Raw genomic sequence first — 17,890 nt, 5'->3', positions numbered from 1 at the left:
GGCCGCCCTTATATAAAATCCCGGGGGGGCCCGCCGCTTGCGTGGCCCTACCCCATCCCCCCCCGCCCGCCAGAACGTAATACCGCAACCCTACGGCGCGGACGGCCGTCGGCATTTCGGCGGGAATATTTTCGGTCCGAGTCGGAGTAGAGTGTGGCTCTGCTGGGAACAGGGCTTCCCCTTCCGGCGGTGGGTGCTTCGCCGGAGTTCGTCCGGGCGCTGAGACCGGCCCGGGGCCCGGGCGGTGAAACATGTCAGGCAGATGTCAGAATTCCTGCAGGCATTTGAGTAATTCGTCCGCTATGTCCGGCGCTAATTGCCGATTTCCTCCCGGTTTGTTCGCTCTTGTCTCTTGATGGGGCTGCGGAATTCCCGGCGGCTGACCCTGTTGCAGAGGGCGTCGATCCGGATACATTCAGCGGCGGTCGACGTAATCAACCGCTCACGGAAGCCGTCCGGCGCCCCCGTGCGGAGGATTGCGGCGTGCACGGCTGCGCCCAGGGGGGGTTCCCCGGGCCGGCCTTCAAACCAGACCCGGGCCCGCGACCTGCTGGCCCGTGAAGGGCCAGCACAGCACTAGGGGAGTTCGGAATGGCTCAGGGCACCGTCAAGTGGTTCAACGCGGAGAAGGGCTACGGCTTCATCGCGGTCGACGGTGGTGCGGACGTCTTCGTCCACTACAGCGCGATCCAGATGGACGGCTACCGCACCCTCGAGGAGGGCCAGCGGGTCGAGTTCGAGATCTCCCAGGGACAGAAGGGCCCGCAGGCGGACATGGTCCGCGCGGCGGTCTGACCTCTTCCGGAACCCAGGAGCTCGGCGCGGCCCACGGCTGGTGACCACTCGCTTCTCGACGGGCCCGTACGACACGCGTCGTACGGGCCCGTTCGCGTTCCCGCGCCGGGCCGTCCGGGGCGCCGGGCGGGGGCGGGCGGGGGTGGGCGGCGGCTCGCGGGTCGGCCGTGGGGCTTGCACTCGACCACCCGGAGTGCTAATCATTGGCGTTAGCACTCACAGTGTGAGAGTGACAGCGGACCGGGTCGGTGAGGCCCCCGGGAGCGGCAGGGGAATGGACCTCCGCACACCAGGGCCGTCCGTCGCGGGCACCCCTTGGTCCGAGCAGTCGACCGTGTCCCGGAGGACCACTTCTGATGGCCAAGATCATCGCCTTTGATGAGGAAGCTCGCCGCGGCCTTGAGCGTGGCATGAACCAGCTCGCCGACGCGGTGAAGGTCACGCTCGGCCCCAAGGGCCGCAACGTCGTGCTGGAGAAGAAGTGGGGCGCCCCCACGATCACCAACGACGGTGTCTCCATCGCCAAGGAGATCGAGCTCGAGGACCCGTACGAGAAGATCGGCGCGGAGCTCGTCAAGGAGGTCGCCAAGAAGACGGACGACGTCGCGGGTGACGGCACCACCACCGCCACCGTGCTCGCCCAGGCCCTGGTTCGCGAGGGTCTGCGCAACGTCGCCGCCGGCGCCAACCCGATGGCCCTCAAGCGCGGTATCGAGAAGGCCGTCGCCGCCGTCTCGGACCAGCTGCTGGCCCAGGCCAAGGACGTGGAGACCAAGGAGCAGATCGCCTCCACCGCCTCCATCTCCGCCGCCGACACCCAGATCGGCGAGCTCATCGCCGAGGCCATGGACAAGGTCGGCAAGGAAGGCGTCATCACCGTCGAGGAGAGCAACACCTTCGGTCTGGAGCTCGAGCTCACCGAGGGCATGCGCTTCGACAAGGGCTACATCTCCGCCTACTTCGCCACCGACCTGGAGCGCATGGAGGCGACGTTCGAGGACCCGTACATCCTCATCGCCAACTCCAAGATCGGCTCGGTCAAGGACCTGCTCCCGCTGCTGGAGAAGGTCATGCAGAGCGGCAAGCCGCTCGTCATCATCGCCGAGGACGTCGAGGGCGAGGCCCTGTCGACCCTGGTCGTGAACAAGATCCGCGGCACCTTCAAGTCCGTCGCCGTCAAGGCCCCGGGCTTCGGCGACCGCCGCAAGGCCATGCTCGGCGACATCGCCATCCTCACCGGTGGCACCGTGATCTCCGAGGAGGTCGGCCTCAAGCTGGAGAACGCCGGCATCGACCTGCTGGGCACCGCCCGCAAGGTGGTCATCACCAAGGACGAGACCACCATCGTCGACGGTGGCGGCGACAGCGACCAGGTCGCCGGCCGCGTGAACCAGATCCGCGCCGAGATCGAGAACAGCGACTCGGACTACGACCGCGAGAAGCTCCAGGAGCGCCTCGCCAAGCTGGCCGGCGGCGTGGCCGTCATCAAGGCCGGCGCGGCCACCGAGGTGGAGCTCAAGGAGCGCAAGCACCGCATCGAGGACGCCGTCCGCAACGCCAAGGCCGCCGTCGAGGAGGGCATCGTCGCCGGTGGTGGCGTCGCGCTGCTGCAGGCCGGTGTCGCCTTCGACAAGCTGGAGCTGGAGGGCGACGAGGCCACCGGTGCCAACATCGTCAAGGTCGCGCTGGAGGCCCCGATCAAGCAGATCGCGACCAACGCCGGCCTGGAGGGTGGCGTCGTGGTGGAGAAGGTGCGCAACCTCCCCGCCGGTCACGGCCTGAACGCCGCCACCAACGAGTACGTCGACCTGGTCGCCGCGGGCATCATCGACCCGGCCAAGGTCACCCGCTCCGCGCTGCAGAACGCCGCCTCCATCGCGGCGCTGTTCCTCACCACCGAGGCCGTCATCGCCGACAAGCCGGAGAAGGCCGCCGCGGCCGCCGGCGGCGGCATGCCGGGCGGTGACATGGACTTCTGATCCTGATCGGACTCCGATCGGATCGGCTGATCCTCGTCCGCGTGGGCGGTTCCCTTCGGGGGGCCGCCCACGCGGCGTTTCCGCCCCGGGGCGTTCCGGCCCCGGGGTGTTCCCGGCCCCGGGCCCGTTTTGAAGCCACGGGCGGGCCGCGGAGAATGGACGGATGGCTTCCGACGACATCGAGACCGCCCTGCACAACGCCCGGGCCCAGATCCTGGCCGACCTCACCGCGCGGGACGTGGCGGACGCCGCCGTCGTCTCGCTGGTGGAACAGGCCGTCACCCACCGCCGCTGGTGGCTGGAGCAGTGGCCGGACGGCACCGAGTACGTGCTCGGGCTGGTCGCCCAGGACGTCCAGGACGCGCTGCTGGAGGCGTACGGCCGGTGGCCGCTGTGCACCGGCTGCGCGGCCGACGGGGACCCGCACGCGCTGGGCGTGGAGCCCGAGCTGGGGCCGGAGCCGCACTGGGTGTGCGGCAAGCAGGGGGCCGTGGTGGCGCCGGTGGGGGAGCTGGGCTAGTTCTCCAGGTGCTGGAGTTCGGTCGTGAGGTTGGTGCGGGCCGGTTCGGCGAGGCGCCGGTGGGCGTCGGGGGTGCGGTAGAGGGCCGGGAGCGTCAGCAGGTGGCGCAGGACGGCGGCGCGGCCGGTGCGGAAGTCCGGCTCGGGGACGAAGGCGTACTCCTCCCGGACGGCGGCCGCGTACGCCGCGTAGGCCTCGGGGGTGCCGCCGAGGACGGCGAGGTCCGCGTCGCAGAGCACCTCGCCGTCGCGGTCGCCGGGGGCCGGGTCGTGGCCGACGGTGAGCAGGACCAGCCGTTCGACCTCGGCGACGCGCTCGGTGGGCAGGCCGGCGGCGGTCAGCGCGCGGACGGCGAGGGCGGCGCTGCGCTCCTCGTTCTCGGTGCGGTCGGGGCGGTACACGGCGTCGTGGAACCAGGCGGCGAGCCGGACGGTGTCGGGGTCGGCCGCGTGCCCGGCGAGCGCGTCGACGTGGCGCAGGACGGCGCGCAGGTGCTCGGCGGTGTGGTACCGGCGGCGCGGGTCCGACCAGCGGCGCAGCAGTTCGCGGCCGTACGGCTCGGGGGCGTCGGCGGCGCCGCAGCGGTGCAGCAGGGCGGTCCAGGCGGTGAGCAGGTCCTCGGTCGGCATGGGGCACATTGTGGCGGGTCCGGTCGGGGCGGGGTGGGTCCGGTCTGGTCGGATCGGCACGGGCCGGTGCTGGACCTATAGGTAGGTTGACGATATATGTAGTCGTATGACAGAACGCTCCATGCAGGAGCCCACGCTGCTGCTGCTCACCGCCCTGGCCGACCAGCCCAGACACGGCTACGCGCTGATCCAGGAGGTCGCCGCCATCTCGGACGGCCGGGTCAAGATGCGTACCGGCACCCTGTACGGCGCCCTCGACCGGCTGCTGGGCCAGGGCCTGATCGAGGTCGCCGCCGAAGAGGTGGTGGACGGCCGGGCCCGGCGCAGCTACGCGCTGACCGCGGCCGGACGGGACGCGCTGGCCGCCGAGGCCGGGCGGCTGCGGGCCGTGGCCACCGAGGCGGAGCGGCGGCTGACCAGGATCCGGTCGATGCTGCCGGGCAGGGCCGGGGAACGGCCTGCGACGGGGGGAGGACTCTCATGACCATGCCGGTGATCGGCCCCGCGCCCTCGGCGGTGCTGCGGGCCGCGTTGCGGCTCTACCCGGCGCGCTACCGGCACGAGCGCGGCGAGGAGCTGGTCGAGGTGTTCGCCGACACGACGGCGGCGGGCGGCCGGGTGGCCCTGGCCCGGGAGGTGCTCGGCCTGGCGGTGTACGGGCTGCGGGTGCGGCTGGGGCTGACCGGCGGGTCGGCGGCCGGACGGCTGCTCGCGCTGGTGGCGCCGATGATCGCCGGTGCGGCGGTCGGGGCCACCATGGTGCCCTGGGCCGCCCACCTGGAGCGGACCACCAGGTGGCTCGCCTGGGACGACTCCTTCGGCAACCACGTCCGGGCGTTCGCCCCGCCGGCGGCCGCGCTGCTGCTCGGGGTGGCGGCCCTGCTGGGGCGGTGGACGGCCGTCCGGGTCACCGCGCTGCTGCTGGGCGCCATCGGGCTGTACGACCTGGGCCGGGCCGCCTGGGAGCCGGGCGGCTTCGACGTCTGGTGGCTCGGCTACATCGGGATGGCCACGCTGCCGTTCGTGGTGGCCGCGCTGCTGCTGGCCGTCGCGCCGACCGACCTGCTGCCCCGGCCGAACCTGCGGACCGCCGCTCTGGTGCTGGCCTCGGCGGTCGTCGGCGGGGTGCTGGAGGTGGTCCAGGACTGGGACGACACCAGCTTCCGGCTGGACCTCCAGTGGTTCGTGGTGCTGCTGATCGCCCCGACCCTGCTGACCTTCGCGGGGCTGCGCGGGCGGATGGGGCCGGCCGCGGTGGGGCTGGCGGTGCTGGTGCTGACCGGGCCCGGCAGCCTGTTCAACATCTGGCGGGAGGCCCGCGGGGTCTCGCACCTGCTGCCGGTGGCGGTGCCGGTGGTGGCCGTGCTGGTCCTGGTGGCGCTGGCGGAGCGGCGGTTCGGTCGGCAGGAGTCCTTCGGGATGGTGCCGGGACGGGTGTGACCGGCTCCACCCCAGGCCTGCCGCATCGCCGCCCCCGGCGTGACCGCACCCCCGCCTCCGGCGTGACCGGAACGGGGGTGCGGGTCTCGCCGGGGGCGGGGCGATGTGGCAGGCTGTCTGATATGTCTAGACCAATTTTCGAAGTCATCGCGCTGACGCCCCAGGACGCCCAGGCAGCCGAGTCCGGCGGCGCCGACCGGCTCGAACTGGTCACCGACATGGCCGCCGACGGACTCACCCCCTCCGTCGAGGACTTCGCCCGGATCCGGGCCGCCGTCGACCTCCCGCTGCGCGTCATGCTCCGGATCCGGGACGGCTTCGCCCCCGGCGACCTCGACGAGCTGTGCGCCCGGGCCGCCGCGCTGCGGGCCGAGGGCGCCGAGGAGTTCGTGCTCGGCTTCCTGGACGCCGGGGGCGCCGTCGACCTGGCCGCCACCACGGCCGTCGCCGAGGCGATCGCCGGCTGCCGCTGGACCTTCCACCGGGCGATCGACCACAGCGCCGACCGGGCCGCCCTGCGCGCCGCCGTCGGCGCCCTGCCCGGGCTGGACACCTTCCTCACCTCCGGCGCGGCCGCCGGGGTGGACGCCGGCCGGGAGGTGCTGTCCGCCGAGCTGGCCCGGGCGGGCGAGCCCGGGTACGCCCAGCGGATCCTGATCGGCGGCGGCCTGCGGGCCGAGCACGTCGAGGGGCTGCGGGCGGAGGGCTTCGACGCCTTCCACGTCGGCGGCGCGGTGCGGGCCGACGGCTGGCTGACGCCGGTCGACGCGGCCAAGGTCGCCGAGTGGCGGGCGATGATCGACGCCTGAACCCCGGCGCCCGACCCCTGTCGGAGGGGCCGGTCCCGGTGCCGGGACCGGCCCCTTCCGCGGGTTACCCGAGCTGCTCCGGCAGCGGCTCGGCGTGCAGCACCGTCAGGCCGGAGACGGCACGGGTGAGCGCCACGTACAGCCGGCGCAGGCCGGTCCGCTCGTCCGGCTCGCCGGCCACCACCGCGGCCGGTTCGTCCAGCACCACGTAGTCGTACTCCAGGCCCTTGGCCAGCGAGGCGGGGACGAGGGTCAGCCGGCTCTCGGCGCTGGTCTCGGTGCCGGGGGAGAGGTGCGCCAGTCCGGCGGCGGTGAGCAGCTCGGCGAGCTGGGGGATCCGGGCGTCGGCGGCGATCAGGCCGGTCGAGCCCTCGTGCTCCAGCGCCTCCCGGCAGGCCGCCAGGACGGCCGCGTCCAGGTCCGGCTCCGAGCCGTCGACCGGGCGGATCTCCAGGGCGCCGGGGGTGTCGCGGACGGAGGTCGCCGGGGCCAGGCCCGGGGCGATCGCGGGCAGCAGCCGGGAGGCGTAGGCGATGACCTCCTCGGGCACCCGGAAGCCCTTGGTCAGCTCCTCCACGTGCGCCTCGGGCTTGCCCAGGTGGTGCAGGGCGTCCGGCCAGCTCGCCGTCGCCCACGGGGTGGTGCCCTGGGCGAGGTCGCCGAGGACGGTCGCCGAGCCGGTGGTGCAGCGGCGGCCGACCGCGCGGTACTGCATGGGGGAGAGGTCCTGGGCCTCGTCCAGCACCACGTGCCCGAGCGAGGGCGTGCGCTGGACGAGGTCCGTCGCCTCGTCGACCAGGACGGCGTCGGCGGGGGTCCAGCGGGTGGTCTTCACCGAGCGGCCGGGCTTGGGCCGGAGCACCGCCCGCTGCTCCTCGGCGGTCAGCACGCCCTCGGCGCACTCGGCCAGGAACTCCGGGTCGGAGAGCAGCCGCAGCACCAGCTTGGCCGGGTCGACGGCGGGCCAGCACTCCTTGACCACGGCCTTGACGGCGGCGTTGCGGGCCACCGCGTCCTGCACCCGGTCGTCCGGGGCCTCGCCGCCCTGCTCCATCTTGAGCAGCACGGTGTGCGCGATGCGCTGCGGCAGGGCGTCCCGGGCGGCGCCGTAGCGGACCTCGCGGGCCTTCAACTCCTCGATGATCCCGATCAGTTCGTGCGCCGGGACGCGCCAGCGGCGGGAGCCGCGGACCACCACGCAGGGCTCGGTGGGCAGCGTGATGCCCGCCCGTACGGCCCGGCGGAGCACCTCGGCCATCCGGGCGTCGCCCTTGAGCCGGGCCGCCTCCGGGTCGTCCTCGCCCCGCACCTCGACGTGGGCGACCAGCTGCTGCACGGTGGCCTGGGCGACCTCCAGCTCGCCGAGGGCCGGCAGGACCTGCTCGATGTAGGAGAGGAAGGCGTTGTTCGGCCCGATCACCAGGGTGCCGGTCCGGGCCAGCCGCTCGCGGTGGGCGTACAGCAGGTAGGCGACGCGGTGCAGGCCGACCGCGGTCTTCCCGGTGCCGGGCGCCCCCTGGACGCAGATGGTGCCCGTGATGTCGGAGCGGACGATCTCGTCCTGCTCGGGCTGGATGGTGGCGACGATGTCGCGCATCGGGCCGACGCGGGGCTTCTCGATCTCGGCCGCGAGCAGGGCGGAGGAGGTCTCCTGCTCGGCGGGGTCGGTGAGGTGCTCGTCCTCGTAGGCGGTGAGTTCGCCGCCGGTGTAGCCGAAGCGGCGGCGGCGCTCGACGTCCATCGGGTCCTTGCGGCTGGCCCGGTAGAACGGCTGGGAGACCGGTGCGCGCCAGTCGATCACCATCGGGTCGCCGTCGGCGTCGTGGACGTGCCGGCGGCCGATGTAGAAGTTCTCCCCGCCGCCGCCCTCGCTGAGTTCCTCGCTGACCGCGTGGAGGTAGTCGAGCCGGCCGAAGAACAGCGGGGTGTCGGAGAGGTCGGCCAGGGCGGCGATCCTGGCCTCGATCTGGTTCTGCAGGATGACGGCGGTGACCCAGGTGCCGGTCACGTCGCGGATGTCGAGGGACTGGACGTCCTCGCGCATCGCCCGCAGCGCGGACCGGGACGAGGCCAGGTGGTCGCGCTCGCGCTGGAGCGGGTCGGTGGTGGGGGTGGCGGGCACAGCGAACCTTCCCGGCTGCCCCGGAGGCGGGCGCAGCGGATCGATGGAGCTCACGGTGGGGTACAGCCGACCGGTTGCCGTGCGGTCGGCACCTCCCCCGGCTGCCGGCGGAAAACGCGCCAGGTACCACGGTTCGGGAGGGGGCAGACGGACGATCTTAGACCCGGGCGCCCCGGGGTTCCAGCCCCGCAGGTCTCAGGGGGTGCCGGGGGTCCCGTACACCCGCAGGAGGACGTCCGTCCTGGTGGGTACGGCCTTCGGAGTGATGCCCTGGGCCGTCCGGGTGCCTACCGTTGAGGACATGAGCACCGAGAACCGCAACCCCCGTACGGGCCCGGCCGGCGCGACCGCCGTCCAGGGCCGCCACCGCAATCCGCTGAGCACCGCCGTGCGCAACGTCGGGATCGCGCTGGACACCGCCGCGCGCGTGATCTTCCTCGGGCGCGACGGTGTCCGGTACTGAGGCCCGCTAGAGGACGTCGTCCGCGTCGATGATGCGGTAGGCATAGCCCTGCTCGGCCAGGAAGCGCTGCCGGTGGGCGGCGAAGTCCTGGTCCACGGTGTCCCGGGCGACCACCGAGTAGAAGTGCGCCGAGTGCCCGTCCGCCTTGGGGCGCAGCACGCGGCCGAGGCGCTGGGCCTCCTCCTGGCGGGAGCCGAAGGTCCCGGAGACCTGGATGGCCACCGTGGCCTCGGGCAGGTCGATCGAGAAGTTCGCGACCTTGGAGACGACCAGGACGCCGATCTCCTTGTTCCGGAAGGCGTCGAAGAGCTTCTCGCGCTGGGCGTTGCTGGTCTCGCCCTTGATCACGGGCGCGTCCAGGGCCTCGCCGAGCTCGTCCAGCTGGTCGATGTACTGGCCGATGATCAGCGTCTGGTCCTTCTCGTGCTTCTTGACCAGGGCCTCCACCACCCGCCGCTTGGTCGCCGTGGTGGCGCAGAAGCGGTAGCGCTCCTCCGGCTCGGCGGTCGCGTAGGCGAGCCGCTCGGAGTCGGTCAGGGTGACCCGCACCTCGCAGCAGTCGGCGGGCGCGATGTAGCCCTGGGCCTCGATCTCCTTCCACGGGGCGTCGAAGCGCTTCGGGCCGATCAGGCTGAACACGTCGCCCTCGCGGCCGTCCTCGCGCACCAGGGTGGCGGTCAGGCCGAGCCGGCGGCGGGCCTGGAGGTCGGCGGTGAACTTGAACACCGGCGCGGGCAGCAGGTGCACCTCGTCGTAGACCACCAGGCCCCAGTTGCGGGCGTCGAACAGCTCCAGGTGGGCGTAGACGCCCTTCCGCTTGGTCGTCATCACCTGGTAGGTGGCGATGGTGACCGGGCGGATCTCCTTCCGGGTGCCGCTGTACTCGCCGATCTCGTCCTCGGTGAGCGAGGTGCGCTTGACCAGCTCGTGCTTCCACTGGCGGGCCGAGACGGTGTTGGTGACCAGGATCAGCGTGGTCGACTTGGCGTGGGCCATGGCGGCGGCGCCGACCAGCGTCTTGCCGGCGCCGCAGGGCAGCACCACGACGCCGGAGCCGCCGTGCCAGAAGCCCTCGACGGCCTGGGACTGGTACGGGCGCAGCTGCCAGCCGTCCTCGTCCAGGTCGATCGGGTGCGCCTCGCCGTCCACGTAGCCGGCGAAGTCCTCGGCGGGCCAGCCGAGTTTGAGCAGCACCTGCTTGATCTGGCCGCGTTCGGAGGGGTGCACCACCACGGTGTCGGGGTCGACCCGGGCACCGACCAGCGGGACGATCTTCTTGGAGCGCAGCACCTCCTCCAGGACCGGGCGGTCGGTGGTGGTCAGCACCAGCCCGTGGGTGGGGTGCTTGGACAGCTGGAGCCGGCCGTAGCGGCCCATGGTGTCCGCCACGTCGACCAGCAGGGCGTGCGGCACCGGGTAGCGGGAGTACTTCACCAGGGCGTCGACGACCTGCTCGGCGTCGTGCCCGGCGGCCCGGGCGTTCCACAGCCCGAGCGGGGTCACCCGGTACGTGTGCACGTGCTCGGGGGCCCGCTCCAGTTCGGCGAACGGGGCGATGGCGCGGCGGCAGTCGGCGGCCTTGGGGTGGTCGATCTCCAGGAGGAGAGTCTTGTCGCTCTGGACGATGAGCGGTCCGTCGTTCACGCGGGGGAGCCCTCCACTGGCTGACAGGCTGACTGACTGGGTCTGACGCAGACCCTCCAGTGTCGCTCATTTCGCGCGGAACGTGGGCGGGCTACTTCCATTCGTAGAGCACGGCCCGGCCCGCGCCGGTGGGCTCGTTGTCGAACTCGAACAGGCCGACCAGGTCGTTGAGGCGCAGGAAGGCGTCGGCGGCGCTCTCGAAGTAGATGCTGCCGCGCCAGCTGACGGCCCCGCCCTGGGTGAAGTGGCCGATGCCGCTGCCGTGCCAGCTGTAGGTCTCGCCCTTGTCGGTCATGCCGACGCCCTGGCCCTCGCCGAACAGCGAGCCGTCGGGCCGCAGCTCGGACTCGTAGGTGACGAACTCCCGGACGGAGTGGCCGAGCACCTGGCCGACGCCGGTCATCGACACCTCCAGTGCGGGCCCGCCGACCGTGGCCAGCACCCGTCGGCCGCTCTCCGTGGTGGTCAACTCCGCGATCCGGTCACCGAGCATGGTGGGTGCCTCCTTGTCGAGAACCCCCTGTTCCCGGAGTACGCCCGTGGGCGCGGCCCGTCAACTGCACCGAGTGACCACGGTGCGTGCTCGCTCGTTGAGCCGGGCATGAAGAACTCGAAGCGCGTTCTCACCGCCCTGGCCCTGATGGGCACGGCCTTCGCCGCCACCGCCTCCTCGGCCGGCTCCGCCCACGCCCTCGCGGGCATCGGGGAGGGGCCCGGCGGGCTGCTGGCCGCCCCCGGATTCCTGATCGCCGACCAGGTCGGCGGCGGCTCGCTGCCGGTCGGCCAGGGCCAGATCGGCAGCCTGGCGGACCAGGCCGTCAAGCAGAAGATGAAGGAGTCGCAGGGGCACTGACGCCCATTCACCTCCCGTCCTACTCGTCCAGTTCCGCGACGCCGGTGATCCGGTGCAGGGCGAAGGTGCGGAGTTCGTCGGCGTGGTGGTCGAAGGCGGTGACGAAGCCGCCCTCGACCTTCACCGGGTCGATGATCCGCTGGCTGGCGATGCCCTCGGCGTTGAGGTAGCCGATCCACATCCGCTCGCCGAGCAGGACGGCGGTCTGGAGGGTGGCGAGGGTCTCGGCGGCGGCGGTGCGGGGGAGTTGGCGCGGGTCGGGGGTCGGCTCGCGGCGGCTGGCGGTGGCGGCGCGGTCGCCGGCCCGGACGGCCTTGATCGCGGCGGCGAGCAGGGTGTCGTCGGGGGTGGGCGGCCCGTCGGGGACGGGCGTGGGGGCGCTGCGGGGCGGGGTGCGGTGGCTGTCCGGCCGGGTGATCAGGACGTCGCCCTCGGCGGATTCGGCGGCCGGGGCGTAGCCCATGGTGCGCAGGGCGGCGAGCAGGACGTCCGGGGCGGCCTGGGCGGCGAGCACGGTGGGGGCGAGCAGGCGCAGCCGCAGGTCGGCGGCGCGGCGGTCGGCGAGCACCTCGTTCAGCAGGGCCGGGTCGTCGCAGCGCAGGTACGAGGAGGCGGCGCCGACCCGCAGGATGCCGTGCCGCCGGGCGACGTCGTCGATCAGGTAGGCGAGCGGCTGGGGGACGGGCGTACGGCTGTGCTGGGCCAGGAAGGTCTGGAGGTCGGCGGCGGTGCGGCCGGCGTCGAGGGCGCGGCGTACGGAGGTCGGGGTGAAGCGGTAGACGGTGGCGCCGCCCTTGGACTCGATGTCGGCGCAGAGCGCGAGCGCCTGGGCGAGCGGGGTGAGCAGCGGGCCGGGGGCGATCGCGGTGAGGTCCGGCTGGAGGATCACGTGGTCCAGCGGCCGCGGGAGCAGCGGGGCGAGCACCTCGGCCGGGTCGGACTCGGCGGTGAGCAGGGCGCGGGCGGGGGCGCCGAGGGCGCCGCGGCCGGTGATGCCGAGCAGTTCGGCCTCGGCGAGGGTCCAGGTGGTGAGGTCGTCGCGCAGCTCGTGGCCGTCCGGGCCGGTGGGGCCGCCGCGCAGCGGGCGCTGCCAGCGCAGGGTGGGCAGCAGTTCCGCGGCGGTGGCCGGGGTGCCGGGCGGGAGTTCGGCGAGCAGGGCGAGGGCGGCCCGGCGCACGGACGGGGCGAGGGTGCGGTCGAGTTCGGGGCCGAGGGCGGCGCGCGGCTTGCCCTTGCCGTCCTGGGTGCCGGTGAGGGCGGGGACGCGGGTGGCGGTGAGCCAGGCGGCGGCCAGGACGGACCAGCGTTCGGCGGTGTCCAGTTGCAGCCAGCCGTCGTAGGCCGGGGTCGGCGCCCAGCATTCGTCGGCCTCGCCGTCGGGGGCCAGCAGCCCGGCGGTGTAGGCGAGTTCGAGCCAGAAGGCGGCCTGCTGCTCGGTGGCTTCCAGGGTCTGGGCGGCGCGCTTGAGGTCGCGTACGCCGAGGCCGCCGGCCCGCAGGGTGGGCGGCGGGGTGAGGCCCCAGGTGTCGAGCAGTTCCTCGACGGTCTTGACGGCGGTGTGCGCCTGGCCGGCGGCGGCGTTGTCCACGGCCTGTGGATCGCGCGGGGGAGCGGCGGGCGCGGGCTCGGGCTGGAGCGGTTCGACGGTGCGGTGGGTGCGGCCGCCGCGCAGGTGCAGGGCCAGTTCGCGGGGCAGCACCACGCTGCCCGGGCTGGTGGGCAGCAGCAGGCCGCGGGCCAGCAGCCATTCGACCGGGCTCTGCGCGTCCTCGGCGGTGACCGGGCGGGTGGCGTCCGGGACGGTGCCGGTGGGCGGCCCCCAGACCAGCCGGTCCAACAGCCGCAGGGCCGGCTCGGGGGCGGTGTCCAGCAGGGCGGTGCAGCGGGCGCGGTCGGTGAGCAGGGCGGCCAGCGCGGCGACCGCGGTGACCGGGTCCGGGGTGGCGGGCTGCCCGGCGGAGGCGAGCAGTTGCTGCAGCCGGGCCGGGGACATGCCGGTGGTGGCGTCGGCGAGGGTCGGGCCGAGGCCGGTGCGGCCGGGGTTGGCGGCGGTCGGGGCGAGCGCCTCGCGGACGGCGAGCACCAGCCGCAGGCCGTTGTCGGGGCCCCAGAGCAGCGCCCGGTCGCGCAGGACGGCGACGGCGCGGGGGAGCGCGGCGGCGACGGCGGCGCGGTCGGCCGGGGTGAGCGGGGTGGCGCCCGGGTGCGGCTTGACCTTGGCCGGGCCGGTCAGCAGGGTGCGGACGGTGGCCAGGGAGGTGCCGTCCGGGGCGGTCGCCAGGGCCTCGGCGACCTGCAGGGTGAACCGGTCGAGCCGCTCCAGGGCGCGCAGCGCGGAGGCGCGCGAGGACAGCCGGGCGGAGAGCTGGGTGAGGTCGCCGGGGACGGGGTTCAGCAGGTCGGGGCGGGACCGGAGCAGGGCGGCGAGCGCGTCGTCGGGGCGGGCGCGCAGTTCCTCGGCGAGGGTGCGGGGGCCGACGGGCGTCCTGCTCTGGCGTTGAGGGCCCTGCTGTGTGGTCATTCGACCTAGGTTAGTCGGGCGCGCCGACGGTGGGGTGTGCTCCTGTGGCGGGCCTGTGGCCGGTCGGGGGCCGGCCGGGGTCGGGTCGGGGGCCGGTCGGGGTCGGTGCGCTCGGGGGCGGCGGGGTTCGCGGCGGGGTTCGTGGCGGGACTCGCGCGGGCGGGGCGCGGTGGGTAGCGTCACCGCCGAGGGCGGTTCGGTGGGCGGTCGTCGCTGTTCGGCGGACGGCGTGGGCGAGGCGGGGTGTCGGTGATGACGGACGGCGAGTGGTGGCGCAAGAGCGGGCCGTGGAGCGAGCGGTCGGGGGCGTCGGGCGCAGCCGTGCCGTCGACGCCTGCCGCGCCGTCGACGCCTCCCCCGACCGCTCCGCCGGCCGGTGCGTCCGAGGGGCCGGCGGCGGAGGACAGTGTGTACGGGCCCTCGGTGGCGTCCGGGTACACCAGGACGGGCGCCATTCCGAACGTGTCGCTGGACCTGCCGGGCGTCTCCTCGCCCGAAGCCGGTGCGGAGTCGATCCCGCCGCCGACGGTGCAGAGTTCGAGCCCGTGGACGATGACGATGCTCGACTTCTCGGACGCGCCGCGGCCGGTGCCGAAGCCGATCCCCGAGCAGCGCGCGGAGGAGGCGACGCAGGACGCGGCGCAGGCCGGGGGACCGGCCGGGCAGGCCGGTGGGCGGCCGGCGCGTCCGTCGAAGCGGCAGCGGAAGGCGCAGGCCAAGGCCGCGCAGGCGAAGGCCGCGAAGGCCGCCGCGGGGCAGGGGGCCCGCAGGCCGTCCCCGCTGATCCTGTTGTCCTGCGGGCTGTTGGTCGGCGGTGCGGTGTCCGGGTTCTTCCCGGCCATGCTGGCGGGCTGGGGGCTCGGCTACCTGTCCCGTCAACTCTCCGATCTGACGCGTAAGTTCGTGATCCTTGGGATCCCGCTGGTGACGATGAGCGCGACCGCGCTGTTCGCGATGCGAACGGCCAAGCAGGGGGCGGGCGGTGGTGGGGGCGGGGTGCAGACCGGTTCCCCGCTGGGGCAGTTCAGCTGGTCGATGGCTCCGGGCGTGTTGCGCACCGCGGCGGTGCTGACGGCGGTGGTGCTGTTGCTGCTGAGCATGCGCCGCCGGCCGCCGCAGCAGCAGGGCTGAGCGCTCGGGCCGCCCCCGTGCCCGCCCCCGAGCCCGGGGGCGGCCCGGCGGCTCAGCAGAGCGCCGTGAAGCCCGTGCAGAGCAGGCGGATGCTGCGGACGTACTTCTCGTCCTGGCCGATGCGCGGGATCAGGTCGCCCATGACCAGCGGGAACCGTTCGCACAGGTCGGCGTAGAGCTCGGCGGTGACGGTCGGCGGGGCGGCGGGCTGGTTCTGCTCCTGGAGCACGAAGCCGGTGACGTGGCTGAGCAGGGTGTCGGCGGCGGTGCCGCAGTGCTCGGCGGGCAGGCCGGCGTCGAGGAGGGTGCGCAGCAGGCGTTCCATCAGGGAGAGGCCGCCGGTGCTGAGCACGCCGGGGCTCTCGGCGAGGAGTTGGGCGCCGCCGGCGTGCTGTTTGATCTCGTGGCGCAGGGTGGTGGCCTGGGCCTCGACGCGGTCCTGCCAGCGGGCGTCGGGCGGGAGGGCGGCGAGGGCGGCGGTGCCCGCGTCGTAGGCGCGGCGGCTGATCCGGTCGGCCATCAGGGCGAGCAGTTCGTCCTTGCCGCGCACGTGGTAGTAGAGGCTGCCGGCGTGGGCGTCGAGGCGTTCGGCGACCTGGCGCATGGACAGGTTCTGGTAGCCGACCTCGGCGAACACGGCCATGCCGGCGTCGACGATGCGCTCCTTGGTGAGCTTCATGCGGTCCACCGTACATCGTTTTCCAACACTGTTCGAAAACTGTGCTAGCTTTGCCCCATCAGGTTTTCGAACGGCGTTGGAAAACGTCGGAACCGGGGGGAGGGCCAGTCATGGACGCCATCGTCTTCAACGTGACCACGGCTGCGCTGATGGTCATGATGGTCAACTGCGGGCTCGGCGTGGTCGGCCGCGACACCCTGCGCGGACGGTCGCTCCCGTGGGCGGCGATCGCCCTGACCGCCGTCGCCGTCGGCGGGGTGCTGCTCCAACTGGTGTGGTCCGGCGCCATGGACGCGCTGGACGCGGACCCGGCCCGGTCCGGCTGGTGGCGCGAGTACACCTCGGTGTTCATGCAGAACGGCGGCCTCTTCGGCGGCCTGTGGAACCTCGTCACCCTCGCCGCCGTCGCCGCGCTCGCCCAGTGGTACTGGGGCGGCACGCTCACCCTCGGCTTCTTCCTGGCCGGCATCCTGCTGCCCGGCCGGATCGACACCCTGTTCGGCATCGGCGGCGGCCCCAGCACCGACCCCCGCAACTTCGCCGGCAGCTCCGGCGCCACCTACTTCCTCGGCGCCACCCTGGCCCTCGCCTTCCTCACCCGCACCCGGCTCCCCAAGGAGATCGCCCTGGCCGCCGGCGTCCCGGCGCTCGGCCTGGCGATGTGGTTCGCCCAGGAGAACGGCCACGGGCTGGTGTCGGTCTACGGCTTCGTGCTCGGCGGGGCGGTCTGGGCGGTCCGGCGGCAGGTGGTGGCGCGGCGCGAGGCGGCGGACCGGGCGGCGGCCTGACCGTAGCGCGGCCCCCGGGCCCGTCGCCCAACTCCCTTGCGGGGTACGGTGACGGGCCCGATCCCGTTCCGCGACCCGGAGGTGCCCGGTGGCCCGTCTGTACGTCCGCTCCGACCTCGACCCGAGCGACCGGGGGGCGCACGTCGCCGTCCTGGTCGTCGACCCCGACGGCACCCCGGGTGAACGGGCGTTGGACCGGCTCGGCTCGTACTGCTACGAGGGTGACCGGGCCTTCTTCCTGCTGGCGACCGACGGTTGGGCCGAGCAGAGCCGGGACGGCGACCGGTTGACGGTGTCGATCGCCGTCTACCCGTACGCCCTGGTGCAGGTGCGCGTCGACCCGCTCGACTTTCCGCTCCGTTCGGCCCTCGATCCGGAGGCCGCCGTGGTCCTCACCGCCGAGGTGACCGTCCCGGGCCTGCCGGCCCGGCTCTCCGAGGCCACCGCCGTGTTCACCGGGGCGGCCGACGTGCCCCTGGAGGTGCTGCTGGCCTGCGAGGAGGACTGGCCGATGGTCCTCGCGCCCGGGCCGGCCGAGGACGAGGACGCGGACGAGGACGAGGACGACGACAAGGCGGACGAGGTCGTCGCGGCGGTCAACTGACCTGCGAGGCCGCCATGGTGAGGATCCCGTCGAGGACGGTCGCCGGGTCGTCCGTGGTCAGCGAGTGCCCGGCGCCGGGCACGATCCGGACCCGGGCGGCCGGGGTGAGCCGGTGCAGCCGCTCGGCGACGGCCCGGGCGTCGTGCAGGGCGCTGCGCTCGCCGAGCAGGAAGAGCGCGGGCGCGTCGAGGCGGGCCAGTTCGGCGTCGTCGAGGGTGGTGGCCAGCGGCAGGCGGCGGCGGAAGCCGGTCGAGGCGCGCATCAGGGTCATCAGCTCGGCCTCCAGGATGGCGCTGTTGCCGATCGCCCGGGCCAGGCGGGGGCGGAGCGCGCGCGGGGCCAGGGCGGCGAGGCCGCCGAGGATCAGCCAGGTGTAGAAGCGGCGGCCGACGTCGGCCAGGCCGGCCGGGTCGACCAGGGTGAGGGTGGCGGTCCGGCCGGGGTGGCGGAGCTGGTGGTGGAGGGCGATCCAGCCGCCGTAGGAGCAGCCGACCAGGTGGGCGGTGGGGACGTCGAGGGCGGCGAGGAGGTCCTCCAGCCAGTCGGCGGCGTCGTGGCCGTCCCTGATCGGGGTGGTCTGCACGCTGGCGCCCGGTTCGCCGACGGTGTCCACGGCGATGACGGGGTGCCGCTGGGCGAGGCGTTCGACGTACGCGTGCCACATCAGCGCGTTGCCGCCGGAGCCGGGGAGCAGGACGACCGGCTGCCCGTGGGCGGGGCCGGCGCGCAGGACGCGGGTGGCGCCGAAGGCGGTGGGCACGGTCGTCGCGGTGCGCTGCCCGGGCCAGAGGCGGGTCAGGGCGTGCTCGTAGGCGGTGCGGAAGCGGGCTTCGGCCTTGCCGTTCGTGAACTCGCTGATTCGCATGGTACATGTGTATCACATGCATGATACGTGTGTACCAACGTGCACCGG

Annotated in this window: 18 protein-coding genes; 11 read left to right on the top strand and 7 right to left on the bottom strand. The window is 73.8% G+C overall.

Annotated elements, in window-relative coordinates:
• The first annotated feature begins 591 nt into the window (after positions 1 to 591).
• The 3 genes from ACFV8H_RS13650 (at position 592) to ACFV8H_RS13640 (ending at position 3,294) form a co-directional block, all read left to right on the top strand.
• Complete coding sequence (locus ACFV8H_RS13650) at positions 592 to 795, top strand: cold-shock protein (RefSeq protein WP_030289665.1); 204 nt, start codon at positions 592 to 594, stop codon at positions 793 to 795.
• Positions 796 to 1,151: 356 nt separating this feature from the next.
• On the top strand, positions 1,152 to 2,774 hold the full coding sequence (gene groL, locus ACFV8H_RS13645) for a chaperonin GroEL (RefSeq protein WP_375888688.1): 1,623 nt from the start codon (positions 1,152 to 1,154) through the stop codon (positions 2,772 to 2,774).
• Positions 2,775 to 2,937: 163 nt separating this feature from the next.
• Positions 2,938 to 3,294 carry a hypothetical protein gene (locus ACFV8H_RS13640; protein ID WP_380399304.1) on the top strand — a complete coding sequence of 119 codons (357 nt, stop codon included), beginning with the start codon at positions 2,938 to 2,940 and terminating at the stop codon, positions 3,292 to 3,294.
• Here ACFV8H_RS13640 and ACFV8H_RS13635 read toward each other — a convergent pair.
• Complete coding sequence (locus ACFV8H_RS13635) at positions 3,291 to 3,923, bottom strand: hypothetical protein (RefSeq protein WP_380399302.1); 633 nt, start codon at positions 3,921 to 3,923, stop codon at positions 3,291 to 3,293. The two genes, ACFV8H_RS13640 and ACFV8H_RS13635, sit on opposite strands and share 4 nt — an antisense overlap.
• 106 nt (positions 3,924 to 4,029) lie before the next feature.
• Here ACFV8H_RS13635 and ACFV8H_RS13630 point away from each other — a divergent pair, with 106 nt between their 5' ends.
• The 3 genes from ACFV8H_RS13630 (at position 4,030) to ACFV8H_RS13620 (ending at position 6,172) form a co-directional block, all read left to right on the top strand.
• Positions 4,030 to 4,407, top strand: a complete 378-nt coding sequence (locus ACFV8H_RS13630; RefSeq protein WP_375888681.1) for a PadR family transcriptional regulator — start codon at positions 4,030 to 4,032, stop codon at positions 4,405 to 4,407.
• On the top strand, positions 4,404 to 5,363 hold the full coding sequence (locus ACFV8H_RS13625; RefSeq protein WP_380399300.1) for a hypothetical protein: 960 nt from the start codon (positions 4,404 to 4,406) through the stop codon (positions 5,361 to 5,363). The genes ACFV8H_RS13630 and ACFV8H_RS13625 overlap by 4 nt, the downstream gene beginning before the upstream one ends.
• A 122-nt stretch (positions 5,364 to 5,485) precedes the next feature.
• A complete protein-coding gene (locus ACFV8H_RS13620; RefSeq protein WP_375888678.1) occupies positions 5,486 to 6,172 on the top strand; it encodes a copper homeostasis protein CutC in 687 nt (228 codons plus the stop codon).
• Between the two features lie 64 nt (positions 6,173 to 6,236).
• Here the strand turns inward: ACFV8H_RS13620 and ACFV8H_RS13615 are convergent, their stop codons facing one another.
• Positions 6,237 to 8,294: a HelD family protein gene (locus ACFV8H_RS13615; protein WP_380399298.1), complete on the bottom strand. Its 2,058-nt coding sequence runs from the start codon at positions 8,292 to 8,294 to the stop codon at positions 6,237 to 6,239.
• Between the two features lie 301 nt (positions 8,295 to 8,595).
• On the opposite strand from ACFV8H_RS13615, the gene ACFV8H_RS13610 reads away from it, so the two are divergent.
• Positions 8,596 to 8,757 carry a hypothetical protein gene (locus ACFV8H_RS13610; protein WP_375888673.1) on the top strand — a complete coding sequence of 54 codons (162 nt, stop codon included), beginning with the start codon at positions 8,596 to 8,598 and terminating at the stop codon, positions 8,755 to 8,757.
• Positions 8,758 to 8,763: 6 nt separating this feature from the next.
• On the opposite strand, the gene ACFV8H_RS13605 is transcribed toward ACFV8H_RS13610, so the two are convergent.
• Both ACFV8H_RS13605 and ACFV8H_RS13600 read right to left on the bottom strand, forming a co-directional pair.
• The gene (locus ACFV8H_RS13605; protein ID WP_375888672.1) at positions 8,764 to 10,401 is read right to left on the bottom strand and encodes a DNA repair helicase XPB; all 1,638 of its coding nucleotides are present in this window, start codon (positions 10,399 to 10,401) and stop codon (positions 8,764 to 8,766) included.
• A 91-nt stretch (positions 10,402 to 10,492) separates the two neighbouring features.
• Positions 10,493 to 10,894 carry a hypothetical protein gene (locus ACFV8H_RS13600; RefSeq protein WP_375888670.1) on the bottom strand — a complete coding sequence of 134 codons (402 nt, stop codon included), beginning with the start codon at positions 10,892 to 10,894 and terminating at the stop codon, positions 10,493 to 10,495.
• A gap of 108 nt (positions 10,895 to 11,002) precedes the next feature.
• Between ACFV8H_RS13600 and ACFV8H_RS13595 the strand changes: the two genes are divergently transcribed.
• A complete protein-coding gene (locus tag ACFV8H_RS13595; RefSeq protein ID WP_375888668.1) occupies positions 11,003 to 11,254 on the top strand; it encodes a hypothetical protein in 252 nt (83 codons plus the stop codon).
• Positions 11,255 to 11,273: 19 nt separating this feature from the next.
• On the opposite strand, the gene ACFV8H_RS13590 is transcribed toward ACFV8H_RS13595, so the two are convergent.
• Complete coding sequence (locus ACFV8H_RS13590) at positions 11,274 to 13,775, bottom strand: helicase C-terminal domain-containing protein (protein WP_380399295.1); 2,502 nt, start codon at positions 13,773 to 13,775, stop codon at positions 11,274 to 11,276.
• A 462-nt stretch (positions 13,776 to 14,237) separates the two neighbouring features.
• On the opposite strand from ACFV8H_RS13590, the gene ACFV8H_RS13585 reads away from it, so the two are divergent.
• Positions 14,238 to 14,906 carry a hypothetical protein gene (locus ACFV8H_RS13585; RefSeq protein WP_380399293.1) on the top strand — a complete coding sequence of 223 codons (669 nt, stop codon included), beginning with the start codon at positions 14,238 to 14,240 and terminating at the stop codon, positions 14,904 to 14,906.
• Between the two features lie 52 nt (positions 14,907 to 14,958).
• Here the strand turns inward: ACFV8H_RS13585 and ACFV8H_RS13580 are convergent, their stop codons facing one another.
• Complete coding sequence (locus tag ACFV8H_RS13580) at positions 14,959 to 15,585, bottom strand: TetR/AcrR family transcriptional regulator (RefSeq protein ID WP_375888658.1); 627 nt, start codon at positions 15,583 to 15,585, stop codon at positions 14,959 to 14,961.
• 110 nt (positions 15,586 to 15,695) lie between these two features.
• Between ACFV8H_RS13580 and ACFV8H_RS13575 the strand changes: the two genes are divergently transcribed.
• Together ACFV8H_RS13575 and ACFV8H_RS13570 are read left to right on the top strand one after the other, a co-directional pair.
• The gene (locus ACFV8H_RS13575; RefSeq protein ID WP_380399291.1) at positions 15,696 to 16,373 is read left to right on the top strand and encodes a hypothetical protein; all 678 of its coding nucleotides are present in this window, start codon (positions 15,696 to 15,698) and stop codon (positions 16,371 to 16,373) included.
• An 88-nt stretch (positions 16,374 to 16,461) separates the two neighbouring features.
• Positions 16,462 to 16,977 carry a hypothetical protein gene (locus ACFV8H_RS13570; RefSeq protein WP_380399289.1) on the top strand — a complete coding sequence of 172 codons (516 nt, stop codon included), beginning with the start codon at positions 16,462 to 16,464 and terminating at the stop codon, positions 16,975 to 16,977.
• On the opposite strand, the gene ACFV8H_RS13565 is transcribed toward ACFV8H_RS13570, so the two are convergent.
• A complete protein-coding gene (locus ACFV8H_RS13565; RefSeq protein WP_380399288.1) occupies positions 16,970 to 17,842 on the bottom strand; it encodes an alpha/beta fold hydrolase in 873 nt (290 codons plus the stop codon). The two genes, ACFV8H_RS13570 and ACFV8H_RS13565, sit on opposite strands and share 8 nt — an antisense overlap.
• Between the last annotated feature and the right edge of the window lie 48 nt (positions 17,843 to 17,890).

Origin of the sequence: Kitasatospora sp. NPDC059827 (assembly GCF_042731675.1) — a bacterium.
Lineage (GTDB): Bacteria > Actinomycetota > Actinomycetes > Streptomycetales > Streptomycetaceae > Kitasatospora.
Note: the sequence above shows the minus strand (reverse complement) of the source record. Positions and strands in the feature narration are given on the sequence as shown.

Bases quoted from the DNA above. Each gene is read 5' to 3' on its own strand.
- ACFV8H_RS13610 (WP_375888673.1), top strand. From the start codon at position 8,596: ATGAGCACCGAGAACCGCAACCCCCGTACGGGCCCGGCCGGCGCGACC.
- ACFV8H_RS13580 (WP_375888658.1), bottom strand. From the start codon at position 15,585: ATGAAGCTCACCAAGGAGCGCATCGTCGACGCCGGCATGGCCGTGTTC.
- ACFV8H_RS13600 (WP_375888670.1), bottom strand. From the start codon at position 10,894: ATGCTCGGTGACCGGATCGCGGAGTTGACCACCACGGAGAGCGGCCGA.
- ACFV8H_RS13595 (WP_375888668.1), top strand. From the start codon at position 11,003: ATGAAGAACTCGAAGCGCGTTCTCACCGCCCTGGCCCTGATGGGCACG.
- ACFV8H_RS13565 (WP_380399288.1), bottom strand. From the start codon at position 17,842: ATGCGAATCAGCGAGTTCACGAACGGCAAGGCCGAAGCCCGCTTCCGC.
- ACFV8H_RS13590 (WP_380399295.1), bottom strand. From the start codon at position 13,775: ATGACCACACAGCAGGGCCCTCAACGCCAGAGCAGGACGCCCGTCGGC.
- groL (WP_375888688.1), top strand. From the start codon at position 1,152: ATGGCCAAGATCATCGCCTTTGATGAGGAAGCTCGCCGCGGCCTTGAG.
- ACFV8H_RS13575 (WP_380399291.1), top strand. From the start codon at position 15,696: ATGGACGCCATCGTCTTCAACGTGACCACGGCTGCGCTGATGGTCATG.
- ACFV8H_RS13650 (WP_030289665.1), top strand. From the start codon at position 592: ATGGCTCAGGGCACCGTCAAGTGGTTCAACGCGGAGAAGGGCTACGGC.
- ACFV8H_RS13630 (WP_375888681.1), top strand. From the start codon at position 4,030: ATGACAGAACGCTCCATGCAGGAGCCCACGCTGCTGCTGCTCACCGCC.
- ACFV8H_RS13620 (WP_375888678.1), top strand. From the start codon at position 5,486: ATGTCTAGACCAATTTTCGAAGTCATCGCGCTGACGCCCCAGGACGCC.
- ACFV8H_RS13635 (WP_380399302.1), bottom strand. From the start codon at position 3,923: ATGCCGACCGAGGACCTGCTCACCGCCTGGACCGCCCTGCTGCACCGC.
- ACFV8H_RS13640 (WP_380399304.1), top strand. From the start codon at position 2,938: ATGGCTTCCGACGACATCGAGACCGCCCTGCACAACGCCCGGGCCCAG.
- ACFV8H_RS13625 (WP_380399300.1), top strand. From the start codon at position 4,404: ATGACCATGCCGGTGATCGGCCCCGCGCCCTCGGCGGTGCTGCGGGCC.